13 protein-coding genes are annotated in these 14,652 nt (G+C 65.5%); 9 read left to right on the top strand and 4 right to left on the bottom strand.

Going from position 1 to position 14,652, the window contains the following annotated elements:
- Nucleotide 1 precedes the first annotated feature (1 nt).
- Nucleotides 2–169: a DUF1931 family protein gene (locus HLAC_RS13075; RefSeq protein WP_004047560.1), complete on the top strand. Its 168-nt coding sequence runs from the start codon at nt 2–4 to the stop codon at nt 167–169.
- Nucleotides 170–267: 98 nt separating this feature from the next.
- Here the strand turns inward: HLAC_RS13075 and rpiA are convergent, their stop codons facing one another.
- The 3 genes from rpiA to HLAC_RS13060 form a co-directional block, all read right to left on the bottom strand.
- Nucleotides 268–990, bottom strand: a complete 723-nt coding sequence (gene rpiA, locus HLAC_RS13070; protein WP_015911314.1) for a ribose-5-phosphate isomerase RpiA — start codon at nt 988–990, stop codon at nt 268–270.
- A 67-nt stretch (nt 991–1,057) separates the two neighbouring features.
- Nucleotides 1,058–2,185: an ORC1-type DNA replication protein gene (locus tag HLAC_RS13065; protein ID WP_015911313.1), complete on the bottom strand. Its 1,128-nt coding sequence runs from the start codon at nt 2,183–2,185 to the stop codon at nt 1,058–1,060.
- Between the two features lie 192 nt (nt 2,186–2,377).
- Nucleotides 2,378–3,448, bottom strand: coding sequence for a THUMP domain-containing protein (locus tag HLAC_RS13060; RefSeq protein WP_015911312.1), 1,071 nt, complete (start codon nt 3,446–3,448; stop codon nt 2,378–2,380).
- A gap of 87 nt (nt 3,449–3,535) precedes the next feature.
- Between HLAC_RS13060 and HLAC_RS13055 the strand changes: the two genes are divergently transcribed.
- Nucleotides 3,536–4,093 carry a TATA-box-binding protein gene (locus HLAC_RS13055; protein WP_015911311.1) on the top strand — a complete coding sequence of 186 codons (558 nt, stop codon included), beginning with the start codon at nt 3,536–3,538 and terminating at the stop codon, nt 4,091–4,093.
- 78 nt (nt 4,094–4,171) lie between these two features.
- Entirely contained in the window at nt 4,172–4,531 is a 360-nt protein-coding gene (locus HLAC_RS13050) for a DUF7473 family protein (RefSeq protein ID WP_015911310.1), read from the top strand.
- Between the two features lie 39 nt (nt 4,532–4,570).
- On the opposite strand, the gene HLAC_RS13045 is transcribed toward HLAC_RS13050, so the two are convergent.
- Nucleotides 4,571–6,742: an ATP-dependent DNA helicase gene (locus HLAC_RS13045; protein ID WP_015911309.1), complete on the bottom strand. Its 2,172-nt coding sequence runs from the start codon at nt 6,740–6,742 to the stop codon at nt 4,571–4,573.
- A gap of 177 nt (nt 6,743–6,919) precedes the next feature.
- Between HLAC_RS13045 and HLAC_RS13040 the strand changes: the two genes are divergently transcribed.
- From HLAC_RS13040 to HLAC_RS13015, 6 genes are all read left to right on the top strand, one after another.
- Complete coding sequence (locus tag HLAC_RS13040) at nt 6,920–7,390, top strand: hypothetical protein (protein ID WP_015911308.1); 471 nt, start codon at nt 6,920–6,922, stop codon at nt 7,388–7,390.
- 54 nt (nt 7,391–7,444) lie between these two features.
- The gene (locus HLAC_RS13035; RefSeq protein WP_015911307.1) at nt 7,445–7,945 is read left to right on the top strand and encodes a TrpY family transcription regulator; all 501 of its coding nucleotides are present in this window, start codon (nt 7,445–7,447) and stop codon (nt 7,943–7,945) included.
- 206 nt (nt 7,946–8,151) lie between these two features.
- On the top strand, nt 8,152–9,183 hold the full coding sequence (radA, locus tag HLAC_RS13030) for a DNA repair and recombination protein RadA (RefSeq protein ID WP_015911306.1): 1,032 nt from the start codon (nt 8,152–8,154) through the stop codon (nt 9,181–9,183).
- Nucleotides 9,184–9,749: 566 nt separating this feature from the next.
- Entirely contained in the window at nt 9,750–11,438 is a 1,689-nt protein-coding gene (locus HLAC_RS13025; RefSeq protein ID WP_015911305.1) for an ammonium transporter, read from the top strand.
- Nucleotides 11,439–11,654: 216 nt separating this feature from the next.
- The gene (gene hemL / locus HLAC_RS13020; protein ID WP_015911304.1) at nt 11,655–12,992 is read left to right on the top strand and encodes a glutamate-1-semialdehyde 2,1-aminomutase; all 1,338 of its coding nucleotides are present in this window, start codon (nt 11,655–11,657) and stop codon (nt 12,990–12,992) included.
- Nucleotides 12,993–13,178: 186 nt separating this feature from the next.
- Nucleotides 13,179–14,417 (top strand): RNA-guided endonuclease InsQ/TnpB family protein, encoded by a 1,239-nt coding sequence (locus HLAC_RS13015; RefSeq protein WP_015911303.1) that lies wholly within the window; start codon nt 13,179–13,181, stop codon nt 14,415–14,417.
- Nucleotides 14,418–14,652: the final 235 nt, after the last annotated feature.

Raw genomic sequence — 14,652 nt, 5'->3', positions numbered from 1 at the left:
CATGGCAGACCTTATTGTCAAAGCGGCCGTCAAGGAAGCGCTGGACGACAAGAACGTCGCTTCGGACTTCTACGACGCGCTGGACGACGAAGTGGACGAGCTGCTCGAAGACGCCGCGCGCCGCGCCGAGGCCAACGACCGGAAGACGGTCCAGCCTCGCGACCTCTAAGACGGACGCGCTTTCAGTTCTTCATTTTTTGCAGGACCGCTGATCGGTGAGCGACGCGTCTGTCGATCTGGACGCGATCAAAATCTACCGGACCGCCGTCACCGTCTCGCGACCCGCACGCCCGTCTCCGTCCCGACGTGAACCTCGTCCGCGAGGCCGACGAAGATCCCGTGTTCGACGACCCCGGGCGTCGTCGACAGCGTCGTCGACAGCGCGTCCGGGTCGGCGATCTCGCCGAACGCGCAGTCGAGCACGAGGTTCCCGTTGTCCGTGACGACCGGCCCGTCCTTTCGCTCCGCGCGCCGCAGGGTCGGCTCGCCGCCGGCCGCTCGCACCGCCTCGGCGACGGCGGAGCGGCCGGCGGGGAGCACCTCAACCGGAACGGACCGATTGAGGACCGGCGTCTCCTTCGAGGGATCGGCGACGACGAGAAAGCGGTCGGCCGACGCGTCGACCAGCTTCTCGCGAGCGTGGGCGGCGCCGCCGCCCTTTATGAGGGGACCGACCTCACTCTCCCCTTCGCCGACCGCGACCTGATCCGCCCCGTCGATCGCGATGTCGATCCCGGTCGCATCCGAACCCACCGCCTCGTCGAGGTCGAGCAGGGGAATCCCGCACTCTGCCGCGAGTTCCCGGCTCGCGAAGGAGGTCGCCACGCCTCGGATATCGAGGCCGGAGTCGACCCGATCGCCGAGCCGCCGGATCGCGTGGGCCGCCGTCGACCCGGTGCCGAGTCCGACCACCTCGCCGTCAGTGACCGTCTCGGCCGCCGACTCGCCGGCGCGTCGCTTCGCCGCATCGCTCCCGCCGCTCGTTTTCATGAAGTCGAGTGCGTGCGGAGCCGTTGAAAAGGCGTCGGGGTCGCAGGAGGGTCGGCGGCCGCCGAGTTCACTCCAGCCGGTCTAACACCGTCTCGGCCTCGTAGGCTAAGGAGAGTTCCCGGGAGCGCCCGCGCCCCTCCACGTCGGCGTACTCGGCGTCGATCACGCCGAGCTGGTCGAGCTTGTTGATGATCTCCGAATAGCGGGTGTAGCCGAGGTCCGTCTCCTCGTGAAACGCCTCGTACACCGTCCCGGCGCGCTCGCCGTCGTTCTCCGCAAGCACGCGGACGAGGGCGCGCTCGGACTCCGAGAGCCCGCGGAGCGAGCGCGAGAGGTGGACGTGTTTGGATTTGTCGTACGCCGACTCCACGTCCTCCTCGTCGATCGTCTTCGAGGCGCGCATCTCCGCGTTTAGCCCCGCCCGGCGCAGGAGATCGATCCCGACCCGGAGGTCGCCGCTCTCGGCGGTCAAGTCCGCGATGCGCTCCAGCTCGGCGTCGCCGATGACGCCGTCGTGAAACCCGCGCTTCGCGCGCTCGAAGAGGATGTCGTAGATCTCGGCTGCGCCGTAGACAGGGAAGTACACCTCCTCCGGGCGAAACACGGACTGGACGCGGGTGTCGAGGTCGTCGATCACGTCGAGGCCCAGATCGGAGGAGACGACGATGACGCCGATCTTCGCGCCCGAGTGCGCCTCGTGGGCGCGTAACAGCGAGTAGAGGGTGTCTGACGCCTCGTTCTCGTAGAAGAGGTAGTTCACGTCGTCCAAGGCGACGACGAGCACGTCGTCCTCCTCGACGAGCCGGTCGGTGATCTGCCCGAACAGCTTCTTGAAGGAGATCCCGGAGGAGGGAGGCTCGTAGTCGAAGATTCCCTCGAACAGCCGCGAGAAGACGGCGTACCGCGTCGAGTCCACCTGACAGTTCACCCGGACCGTTCGCACGTCTGTCCGGGCGCTGAGCTCGCCGAAGAGCTTCTGGACCGCGGTCGTCTTCCCGGTGCCGGGTGGGCCGCGCACGATCGTGTTAAGCGGTCGGGAGCCACGGACGGCGGGGCGGAGCGCGTACTTCAGGCTCTCCAGTTGACTCTCGCGGTGGCGGAACGTCTCGGGGACGTGGTCAATCTCGAACACCGACTCGTCGCGGAACACCGACTCGTCCCACGAGAGCATGTCGCCGCCGGCGTCCCCGGTCATGTGCACACCACGACAGGCCGTCCACTTAACCGTTACCCGCGGGGAGAGTGAAACTGAAACTTGTCGTCTGCGACGCTCATCCTCCGGGTATCGCCGACCGATCGTTCACTCTCGGGACGGTGATGTCGCGTCACAATTGCCCCGGAACTGCCTCGGGTCGGTGTCGCTCTCGGGCCGCCGTTCCCGCGCCGCTCACTCGCGATCAAGCACGAGAACGTGCCGGGTGAGCGATCGGTGAACTCGACGCTCGAAGGCGGCGTCGACCGCCCAGCCGGCCGCGCGCGCCTCGCGGCGCCAGTCGCGATCGGCGACCACGACGGCTCGGGACGCGACCCGGGCGGCCTCCGCGAGCGCGCCCCCCACGAGGTCCGCGAGTTCGTGGCGCGCGATCTTCGACTGACGGCCGTACGGGGCGTCGAACGCGACCCCGTCGACCGCGTCGTCGCGCAGGGGGAGGGCCGTGGCGTCGCCGCGAGCGACGTGCCAGTCAGGACCGGAATCGTCTAAAGCGGTGTTCAGGTACTCTCGGAGGTTCTCGCGCGTCCCACGGACCATCTTCGTCTGAGCATCGCACGCGATCACGTCGCTCCCGACGATCCCGGCCTCCAGCGGGAGCCCGCCGGTGCCGCACATCGGGTCGAGGAGGGTCCGTCCGGGCGCCGCGCCGGCGAGGTTAGCGTACGCGCGGGCGTCGGTCGGCGACATGCTCCCCGGCTGGAAGAAGGGGCGGTCGGTCGGCTTTGGCGCGAAGTCGCGGGCGGCCTCCACGGCGACCCAGCCCAGCGCGCAGACCGCGGAATCGCCGCCGTCAGCGCCCGGGACCGCCTCGTGGTCGTCGCGCTCGCCGGCCGCAAACAGCGCGCGCAGGACGTGGTCGGGGTCGTCGAGGTCGACGTCGAAGCCGCGGTCGACGAGGACGCCGCCTAGTTCCCGTTCGGCCGCGCTCGTCGAGATGTCGGTCGTGTTCCGGACGTTGCGGGCGCGGACCGCGACCGTGCCCGACCGGTCGAGCGGCGCCGCGTCGAGAGCGGCTGCAGCGGCGGCGAGATCGGCCTCGGTCCGGGCGATCGCCTCGTGGGCGGCGCGGGTGTAGGCGAGCCGGCGGATCGCGGTGCCGTCGGCCTCTACTGCTTCGCCGCGAGCGAGACCGACGCTGCCGGCGCTCGCGACTCCCGGCGCGAGCAGCTCCACGTCGGTCGCCGCGACGGCGGCCTCACGGGCGGCGAACGCGTCTTCCTCGCCGGCGAGTTCGAGCCAGTACACGCCGCCGAGTCGGGCCGCCGGTCGCAAGAGGATAGCGGTTCCGACCAGCCACCTTTTTACGTGTTTCAAGTCTGTACCGAGGTAGTAATGACCGATCCGAAGGAGACGATCACGATAGAGAACGTCGTTGCCTCCACGGGGATCGGGCAGGAGCTCGACCTCCAGAGCGTCGCGATGGATCTCGAAGGCGCCGACTACGACCCGGAGCAGTTCCCCGGGCTCGTCTACCGCACCACGGACCCGAAATCGGCCGCGCTGATCTTCCGGTCCGGGAAGATCGTGTGTACGGGTGCCAACTCCATCGACGCCGTCCACGAAAGCCTCGCCATCGTGTTCGACGAGCTCCGCGGGCTCCAGATCCCGATCGATGACCCCGAGATCACGGTCCAGAATATCGTTACTTCCGCAGATCTCGGTGAGAGCCTCAACCTCAACGCGATCGCGATCGGGCTCGGGCTCGAACACATCGAGTACGAGCCGGAGCAGTTCCCCGGGCTCGTCTACCGGATCGACGAGCCCGACGTGGTGGCGCTTTTGTTCGGCAGCGGGAAGCTCGTCATCACCGGCGGAACGAGCCCCGACGACGCTGCGGCCGCCGTCGACGTGATCGTCGAGAAGCTCGACGGTCTCGGGCTGTTGGCGTAAGCGGTCGACGGCCTCCCTATTTCCGCGGTCCCGTTCCGATTCCGCGACCACTTTTACCTGCCGCCCCGTAGGTCGCCCATGCTTCTCCAGACGGTGACGCCGGTGTCGGTGCTGGGGACGATCGTCCTGTTCGCGCTGTTCCTCTCCGTGACGGCCCACCTCGCCGCCCGGAATGTCCTCGGCGACGTCGACCCGCGTCGCGCTCTCTACGTCGGCCCGCTCCCCGCGGTTATCGGCGTCGTCGGGGGTGCTTTTGGCCTCCCCGAGGCGCTGATCGTCGCAGCTGCGCTCCTCGTCGACGCCGCCATGTTCGCGTGGAGCTACGACCAGCCCCGCCGACTCGTGGTCGGGATGACCGTGATCCACGCGGTGATCACGACGCTGCTCGGAATCGTCCTGCTCGGGATCGCGGTGCTGCTCGCGGCGCGGCCGGGGTAGAGAAGTGGTCGCCGTCGGCAACTCTCACCCGCCACCGACTCACGGCTCCGGCGGCGCCCCGTCGTAGGCGTCGTGATCGCCGTAGAAGTTCAGCATCGCGAACTTCAGCTTCTCCGGGTCGAGATCGAGTAGCTCCTCGCGTTCCTCCGGCGGGAACGCGCCGCGGACCGAGTACTTCCCCATGTCTGCGGACGTGTATCGACGGTCCGCGAGGATCCGGACGCCGAAGTCGTCCGGGCCGCGGACCACGCGACCGATCGCCTGTCGGGTCTTACGGATCGTCGGGATCTCGACCGCGTACGCCCAGCCGGGGTCCCGAGAGCGGTCGCGGTCGGCGAACACCCGATTGTACGCATCCTGGACCGCCTCCATCCGATCCGAGAGGTGCGGATAGGGGACCCCGACGACCACGACCGTCCGAGCGTCGTCGCCGTCGAAGCTCACACCCTCTGCGAGCGTTCCCCAGAGGGAGGTGAAGAGGGTCGCGTCGTCGCTCTCGACGAATCGCCGGCGAAGTTTCTCCTCGTCCTCGCCGGGACCGTCGAGGTAGAGGGAGCCGAGGTCGGCGCCTCCGAGCCGCTCGTAGTAGCGCTCGGCCTCGGCGTAGGAGGGGAAGAAGGCGAGCGTGTTCCCCGGGGTGAAGCGGATCGCGTCGCGCAGCAGCGACGCCACCGTCTCCTGCGTCTCCGGGTCGTTACGCTCGGAGGCGAAAAGCGGGGGCGTATCGACCGCGAACGTCCGTCGGTTCTCCTCGGGATATCCCATCCCGTACGCGAGCGACGCCACGTCCTCCAGCCCGAGCACGTCCTTGGTAACGTCGAAGGGACGAAGTGTCGCGCTCATCAGCACCGAGGCGGCGACCTCGTCGAACAGCTCTTCGGTGACGCGACGGGGGATGCAGGTGTACAGCTCCGCGCGGCCGTACACCTCCTCGGTGGCGCCGTCGCGGCGCACGGAGACGACCGGGTACTGGCCGAGCTCCGTGCCCTCCTCCATCCACGTCGAGACGAACCGGGCGGCCTGCAGGATCTGGCACTCGGTGCGGGTCGTGGTCTCGCCGTCGCGGTAGCGGCGCTCGTACTCCTCGTCGAGCGCCTGTCCGAGCTGGACGGCGAGCTCGGTCTCCGTGTCGATCCCCTTCCCCTCGTAGTTGCGGAGGAACGCAAGCGTGAGGTCGTCACGGCGGTCGTCGTTGGCGATCGAGATATCCTCCCAATTCTCGCCGATCGACTCGTGCTTGCCGACGCCGAGCGCATCGTCGCGCGTCTCGACTAAGGCATCGCGGAACGCGCGAACGACGTTTTCGGCTGCCTCGGCGCGGGAGTCGTCGCTCTCCGTGAGTTCGTCGAGGGCGGCGTCGAGCGTATTCTCGGTGAGAGTCCGGGTGGCGTGGTCGCGGGCGGCGTCCTCGACGTTGTGGGCTTCGTCGAAGACGGTGATTATCTCGGAGGGGTCGCGGTCGATCCACCGGAAGAACTGCTCGCGGATGTTGGGATCCAGCAGGTGGTGGTAGTTACAGACCACCAGATCGACGCCCTCCATCCCCTCCTTCAGCAGCTCGTAGCCGCAGAGTTCACGCTCGTCCGCGTACGCGTACACGTCCTCTGGGGTGCGAACGTCCTCGAAGAGCCACCCGAAGAACTCGTCGGTGTCCTCGACGAGGTTATTTCGGTAGTGGGCACAGACGTTTGCGGCGTCGTACTCGTCGATATCGGCCTCCAGCTCGTCGAGCTCGTCCATCACCGACTCGCGAGCCTCGGCCGCCCCCGCGTCGCCCTCGCGGCTCTCGGCCAGCAGCTCGCGCTGGCGGGTCTCCAGCTCGCGGACCTCGCTCTCGGTCTCCACCATCTCGCGGGTGGTGTCCCGGAGAGTTTGACACTCCTGGTAGTCGACGTCGATGTGGCACATCGACGACTTCCCTTTAAATACGACCGCGCGGATGGGCGTTTCGCGGGTGATCGCGCGGGCGTCCTCGACGAACTGCCGCATCTGCTGGTGGACGTTGGTCGTAATGACGACCGTGCGGTCGTGTTCACGGGCGTGTTCCAAGGCGGGCACGAGTGCGGAGAGGGTCTTCCCCGTCCCGGGTGCGCCCTCGAACAGCACGTCCTGCCCGCGGTCCAGCGCGTTGGCGACCCTGTCCATCGCCTCGCGCTGGTTCGGGTACGGCTCCTCGTACGGGAAGAACCGCAGATGCGGCGCTTCTGACACGGGACGTGATTCGTCGCCACCGGCTAAAAGGGGTTGGGTGGCGCGGTGGAAGTGGTCGACCGGGTGACCGTCCTTCCGATACAGTCGTTTCAGTAAACATATCTGTTTGGGGTGTGTGCACTGTGCACACACTTTACCGGCAGTTATTACCGGTTATCCGCCGATACAGAATCTGCTATGGCAACCGAAACCGCGACAGCGACGAACGTCTCGATAGAACACGGTGACTGGAGGGCCGGCGTGGCCGGCGGACTGGCCGGCGGCCTCGTCTTCGGCGCGATGATGTCGGTGATGACTCCCGGTGTACTGGAGATGGCGATCCCGGCGATGTACGGCATCGAGGGGCCCGCCGGCGCCGTCGGCTGGGCGATCCACATGTCCCACGGCGCGGTCATCGGTCTCGGATTCGCCGCGATCGCGATTCTGAAGCCGGACCTCGACGACTCGATCGGAACGAGCCTCGGCGTCGGTGCGGGCTACGGTCTCCTCGTCTGGCTCGCGCTCGCGGTGATCGTGATGCCGATCTGGCTGGGCGCCGTCGGGTTCCCGGGCGCGCCGCCGCTGCCGAACATCGGCGTCGAGAGCCTCGTCGGCCACGTCGTCTACGGAACGGTTCTCGGTGGCGTCTACTCGGCGCTCTCGAACTGAGATTTCGCAGTACCCCGCTTTTTAACCCCTCGGCGACGAGCACCGTAGCAACGAATGTTCGACGAGATCCTCGAGAAGTTCGAGGGGTCGCCCAGCCAGCAGGCCGTGATCCGGCTGTTCTTGGAGCGCGGCTTCTCCGTCAACGAGGAGGGACGGGTCGTCTCCGGCGGGATCGAGATCCCCTACACCGGGATCGCGCGCGAGCTCGACGTCGACCGCCGCGTCGTCGACTCGACGACGGACGCGATACTGGCCGACCCCGAACTGAAGCGCATCTTCACGAACATCTCGTCGGTGCCGAGCCTGATGGATCTGGCCCCGGTGCTGGACCTCACGGTGCTCACGATCGAGGTCGCGGCCGCCGGCGAGGCCGGGATCGTCGCCGAAGTGACCGGCATCCTGGCCGACCACGGCATCTCGATCCGCCAGGTGTTGAGCGAGGACCCCGAATTCACCGACGACCCGAAGCTGTACGTGATCACCGATACCGACCTCTCCGGCGATCTGCTCGTCGAGATCCGCGATTTGGAGTACGTCCGGCGCGTCGGGTTCTGAAGCGGCGGGACGGTACGGAACGAGGCGATCACCATCGACCGACCGCTCTCATTTTGACCAGTTTCGCCGCGACGCCGCTCCAGTGATTCCGCCCGGAGCCTTATATACGGTGTCGAGCCATTCCGGAGCGCGGTTTCCACCCAATCTTTACTTTCACTCGGGTGTAAACCAGCCTTTATACGGGATGGCGAACAAGGGTCGTGTACATGCCTGAAGACGAACTCGAGGACCTCCCCGGAGTCGGCCCCGCCACCGCAGACAAGCTCGTCGAGAACGGATTCGAGAGCTACCAGTCGATCGCCGTCGCGAGCCCCGGCGAGATGTCGAACACCGCCGACATCGGCGAATCATCCGCCAGCGACATCATCAACGCCGCCCGCGACGCCGCCGACGTGGGTGGCTTCGAGACGGGCGCGACCGTACTCGAGCGCCGCGAAGAGATCGGGAAGCTCTCCTGGCAGATCGACGAGGTCGACGACCTGCTCGGGGGCGGCATCGAGACGCAGTCGATCACCGAGGTGTACGGCGAGTTCGCTTCCGGGAAGTCACAGGTGACCCACCAGATGGCCGTCAACGTTCAGCTCCCGGCGGAGCACGGCGGCCTCGACGGCGGTTGTATCTTCGTCGACTCCGAGGACACGTTCCGCCCGGAGCGGATCGACGACATGGTCCGTGGGCTTGACGACGATATTCTCGCCGACGAGATGGAGCGCCGTGAGATTGAGGGCACGCCGAACGACGAGGAGGCGATGGAGGAGCTGATCGCGGCGTTCTTGGACCAGATCCACGTCGCCAAGGCGTTCAACTCCAACCACCAGATCCTGCTCGCAGAGAAGGCCAAGGAGCTCGCCGGCGAACTCGAAGAGAGCGAGTGGCCCATCCGAATCGTCTGCGTCGACTCGCTGACCGCCCACTTCCGCGCCGAGTACGTCGGTCGGGGGGAGCTCGCCGACCGCCAGCAGAAGCTCAACAAGCACCTCCACGACCTGATGCGGATCGGCGACCTGTTCAACACTGCCATCCTCGTCACCAACCAGGTCGCGTCGAACCCCGACTCCTACTTCGGCGATCCGACGCAAGCGATCGGCGGTAACATCCTCGGTCACGCCTCCACGTTCCGAATGTACCTCCGTAAGTCGAAGGGCAACAAGCGGATCGTCCGGCTCGTCGACGCGCCGAACCTCGCCGACGGCGAGGCCGTGATGCGCGTCCAAGGCGAAGGACTGAAGCCGGAGTAACGGGCCACCTCCCCGGAGATCGATCGGCCGAGTTCACTACCGCGTGTCCGGCCGCACTCGATACCGTTTCGAACCTGTTTCTCGGGAACACGCGGCGAACCAGGTGTGTTCGTGGCGCGGGTGACCGGGTCGGTCGACGAACTCCCGCCCGGGTTGACAAACGTCATTTTCTCAAGAACCCGGCAGAGACGCCCGATACCGTCCCGATCTGGTCGTCTCGTGTGTATCACGACGATCGTCGGGGCGGCAAGTATTTCCACCCAGCACCGCGCACGGCACTTCGAGGCCCGAAAACGCCCGATCCGGCAGATATTAACAATAAGCTGACAAAACATTCGTCCGCTTCGAACGCAAAGATTGCCAACGAAGTCCGGAATATATGTCCTTATATAACATCTATTTGGTCTTATATTTAACGACTCTCGTATAATCAATCCTATTTCTTGTGAAAGTCAACTCAAACGTTTATGTATTCTCGTTCCCCGCTGTGGAAACGTGATTCAGAACATGAACACGGACGAAACGCGCTGTCTATCGGACGAACGTTCACTCGGGGTGACTCTCGCGTGACGACCGGCGTACTCGCGAGCATCGACCCGAGCGTCCTCGCGGAGGGCGTGAACCTGATGTGGGTCGCGATGGTCTGTTTCCTGATCTTCTTCATGCACGCCGGCTTCGCGATGTTGGAGGCCGGGCAGGTGCGCGCGAAGAACGTCGCGAACCAGCTCACGAAGAACCTCCTCACGTGGGGGGTCGGCGTTCTCGTGTACTTCCTGATCGGCTTCGGGATCGAAGGCGTGGCGGGCGGCGGCGGGTTCTCTCCGGCGTCGGCTCTCAGCGACGGCGATTGGATCAACAGCTGGCTGTTCGGTGCCGTCTTCGCGATGACAGCGGCGACCATCGTCTCCGGCGCGGTCGCCGGTCGCGCGAAGCTCCGCGCGTACGTGGCGTACACGATCGCCATCTCCGCGGTCATCTACCCGGTCGTCGCGGGCGTCACTTGGGGCGGCGGCTTCCTCGGCGGGAGCGGGCTCGGGTTCACCGACTTCGCGGGCGGGATGATCGTCCACGGCGTCGGCGGCATCGCCGGCCTCACGGCGGCGTACATGCTCGGACCGCGTATGGACCGCTACGCGAAGGACGGCTCCACGAACGTCATTCCCGGCCACTCGATGACGTTCGCGGTGCTCGGCACCCTCATCCTGGCGTTCGGCTGGTACGGCTTCAACGTCGGCACGACCGCGACCGTCTTCTCGGTCACGGAGTCCGGCGAACTCGCGCTCGGCGGCTACGCCGCGGTCGGTCGCGTCGCCCTGACGACGACGCTCGGCATGGGCGCCGGCGCGGTCGGTGCGGCGCTCGGTTCGATGTACCTCACGAAGAAGGTCGACACCCTGTACGTCGCCAACGGCGTACTCGCCGGGCTGGTCGCCGTCACCGGGATCGCGAACCTGGCCACTTGGTGGGGCGCCATCCTGGTCGCGCTCGTCTGCGGCCTCCAGCTCCCGCTCGTGTTCGAGTTCGTCTCGGACAAGATGAAGATCGACGACGTGTGCGCGGTCTTCCCGGTGCACGGCTCCGCGGGCGTCATCGGTGTGCTCGCGCTGCCGTTCGTCAGCGTCAACGGCTTCTCGGTCGACGTGCTCGTCTCGCAGGTGATCGGCGTCGTCGTCATCACCGCGTGGACGATCGTCGCGACCGCCGTGGTGTTCGGCGCGTTCAAGGCTCTCGGTCAGGCCCGCGTCACCTCCGAACACGAGCGCGACGGGCTCGACGTCAGCGAGCACGGCGTCGAGACGTACCCCGAGTTCGGTAAGGCGAACGTCGCGACCGACGGCGGCTCCTCGATCGTCGACACCACTGACACGGTCGAGAACTCTCCGCGCGCCGACGGCGGCGAGGAGGCCGGCTCGGAGATCAAGATGGTCACCGCGGTCGTCCGTCCCGACAAGCTCGGGGCCATCAAGCAGGCGCTCGCGGAGATCAACGCGCCCTCGCTCACCGTCACGAACGTCTCGGGCCGCGGCAGTCAGCCGGCCAAAACGGGCCAGTGGCGCGGCGAGGAGTTCACCGTCGACCTCCACCAGAAGGTAAAAATCGAGGTCGTGGTCGCCGATATCCCGGCCGACGAGGTCGCGGAGGCCATCAGCGAGGCCGCCAAGACCGGCGAGCCCGGTGACGGCAAGGTGTTCATCCTGCCCGTCGAAGACGCCCTGCAGGTCCGGACGGGCGCGACCGGCCCGGGGGCGGTATAAAGCCGGACCGACGACGGAGCGACAACGAATCGGCGGCGAATCGACGGCGAAGATACGGCGGACGCGGACCGCGGATTTTAATCGACGCTTTTCGATGACGCTACGACCCCCAGCGGTGGCGTCGCCTGCGTCGCCGGCGCGCGGCTTCGGCGATTCGTCCGCCCCTCGTTGCCCGGTTCGGCAACAACTTTCACGCTGCCGATCCAACCCTCGGACATGAACCACGAGCGCTCCCGCGGGCTGTACGACCGCGCGCTGTCGGTCATGCCCGGCGGCGTCAATTCCTCCGTCCGGGCGACGATGCCGCACCCATTCTTCATCGAGCGCGGAGACGGCGGCCACGTCATCGACGCCGACGGCAACCGGTACGTCGACTGGGTGATGGGGTACGGGCCGCTGTTATACGGCCACGACCTGCCCGACCCGGTCCAAGCGGCGATCCAGTCGCACGTCGCCGCGGGCCCGATGTACGGCGCTCCCACCGAGATCGAGGTCGAACACGCCGAGTTCGTGGCGCGGCACGTCCCGAGCGTGGAGTCGATCCGGTTCGTCAACTCGGGGACGGAGGCGACCGTCTCGGCGGTGCGACTCGCGCGCGGCCATACCGGCCGCGACAAGATCGTCGTGATGCAGGGCGGCTACCACGGCGCGCAGGAGTCGACGCTCGTGGAGGGGTCGCCGGGGGACGCCCATCCCTCAACGAAGGGGATCCCGGAATCGTTCGCCGAACACACCCTCCCGATCCCCTTTAACGACCCGCAGGCGGCGAAGAAGGTGTTCGCGGAACACGGCGATGACATCGCCGCCGTCCTCGTCGAGCCGATCCTCGCCAACATGGGTATCGTCACACCGATCGACGGCTACCACGAGACGCTCCGGGACCTCTGTGACGACCACGACTCCCTCCTCGTCTTCGACGAGGTGATCACCGGGTTCCGCGTCGGCGGCCTCGGCTGCGCGCAGTCGAAGTTCGGCGTCACCCCCGACGTGACGACGTTCGGCAAGATCATCGGCGGCGGATTCCCGGTCGGCGCGATCGGGGGGCAAGCGGAGATCATCGAGGAGTTCACGCCCGCGGGCGACGTGTTCCAGTCCGGCACGTTCTCCGGGCACCCCGTGACGATGGCCGCCGGCAAGGCGTCGTTGGAGTACGCCGCCGAGAACGACGTGTACGAGCACGTCAACCGCCTCGGCCGCAAACTCCGCGAGGGAATCACCGAGATCTGCACGGAGCGCGCGCCCGAGTACACCGTCGTCGGCACCGATTCGATGTTCAAGACGATTTTCACCCGAGACGCGCCCGACGACCCGGACGCTTGCTGTGCCGGTGGATGCCGACAGAACCCCGACTGCGACCGCTACGACACCTGTCCGAAGAACGGCGCCGACGTCGCCCGCGCCGCCACCGACCGCTGGGAGCGCGTGTTCTGGCAGGAGATGAAAGAGCAGGGCGTGTTCCTCACGGCCAACCAGTTCGAGTGTCAGTTCACCTCTTATGCGCACACGGAGGAAGACGTCGAGGAGACGCTTGCGGCGTACCGGGAAGCGATCTGATCGATAGCGGGAGTGGGTCGATCGATGCGGTTGATCGGGTGTTCATAATGACCACAAGGCGGAAACCCGCGACTTTAGGCGCGGGAGGAAGCCGACAACATGGACACAAACCACGCTCGATGGCTGGCCGACTCCCCCACGCCAATCCAAATTTTATAAACACATAGCGTTACATATGAAGTACAGATGGTGGAAGACTCAGCCACTCGAACCGTCCCCATCAAACTCGATGTGGACGAGAGTGCTGCTGGTCTCCTCCACCAGACAACCGACTACTTCCTCGACGCCGCCAACTACGTCGTCAACGTAGCGTGGGAACCCGACTGGAAAATCACCAGCAAAACCAAACTCCACGATCTCACGTACTACGACGTTCGAGATGACTCACCGCTCCCGGCCAACCTCGTGCAAGCCGCACGAAACCGAGCCGCAGAAGCCGTCAAAGGTGTCGTTGAACGCTGGAAAGACGGCAAGAAAGCCTCGAGACCACACTTCACGTCACGGTTTGCCAGCTACGACGCACGAACCGTCACCGTCAACGACGACCACTGCACACTCGCCACCATCGACGGACGAGTCACCGCAGAGTTCGTTCTACCGGACGGACAGCGTGACACGCCACACTCGGCGTATCTGTTCAACGACGACTATGATGTGAAAGGAGCCACACTCCATTACGATACAGTTGAGGACTGTTTCTACCTCCACGTGCGGACAAAGCCCACCGTGGAGAATGATGACGCCGGCACAGGCGATGCCAAGCACGTTTCCGTCCTTGGTGTCGACCTCGGCATCACAAACATTGCAACCACTTCAACTGGAACGTTCTGGAGCGGCGGCGAACTCAACCACTGGCATCGAGAATACGAAAAGCGCCGTGGCGATCTCCAACAAACTGGGACTCGATGGGCACACGAGAACGTTCAGCGAGTCGGTCGCAAGCAAACCGGACGTTTCGAACAGATACTTCACACGATCTCGAACGAACTGGTGGAGGAAGCTCTCGAAAACGACTGCACCCATATGGTGTTCGAGCAACTCAACGGCATCCGCGAACGCCTACCGCACGCGAAGGCGGTTCACAAGTGGGCGTTCCATCGCCTGTGCGAGTACGTCACGTACAAAGCCGAGTCGGAAGGGCTTGTGGTGAGACAGATTAATCCGGCGTACACGAGTCAACGTTGCTCAAAATGTGGCTTTACCCACGAGGACAATCGTCCACACAATAACGGACAGGACGAGTTCGGTTGTCTGAAGTGCGGGTATGATGTTCACGCGGATTACAACGCGGCGAAGAATATCGGCCTGAAGTATCTCCGCGACCAGCAAAAGTCTGGACGTGGAGGCGCACCCGTAGGCGTGCGCTTGAACAGCGGGACGTTGAACGTGAATGGCGAATATTCGCCTACCGTGATTAACGGTTAGAACGAGAGTCCACGCTGAATGCCACGTCCTTCAGGGCGTGGTAGCTTACAAGTCGAGTTTGGATGTTGCTGGTGGCTGTTTATACGTGATCGAGAATCTCGCGGTGAACACTTCCAAAGCCCCAGCCGGAAGGCAGCGAGTCGCTTCGGGGCTGTATTCAGCAGCGACTCAGCGTTCGTTTCCATGCCTTTGGGCGAACGAACCGCTCACACGAATTGGATAGACGGTGAAAGCG

The organism is Halorubrum lacusprofundi ATCC 49239, assembly GCF_000022205.1.
Taxonomy (GTDB): domain Archaea; phylum Halobacteriota; class Halobacteria; order Halobacteriales; family Haloferacaceae; genus Halorubrum; species Halorubrum lacusprofundi.
The sequence above is the reverse complement of the archived record's forward strand: the minus strand, read 5'-3'. Positions and strand labels throughout refer to the sequence as shown.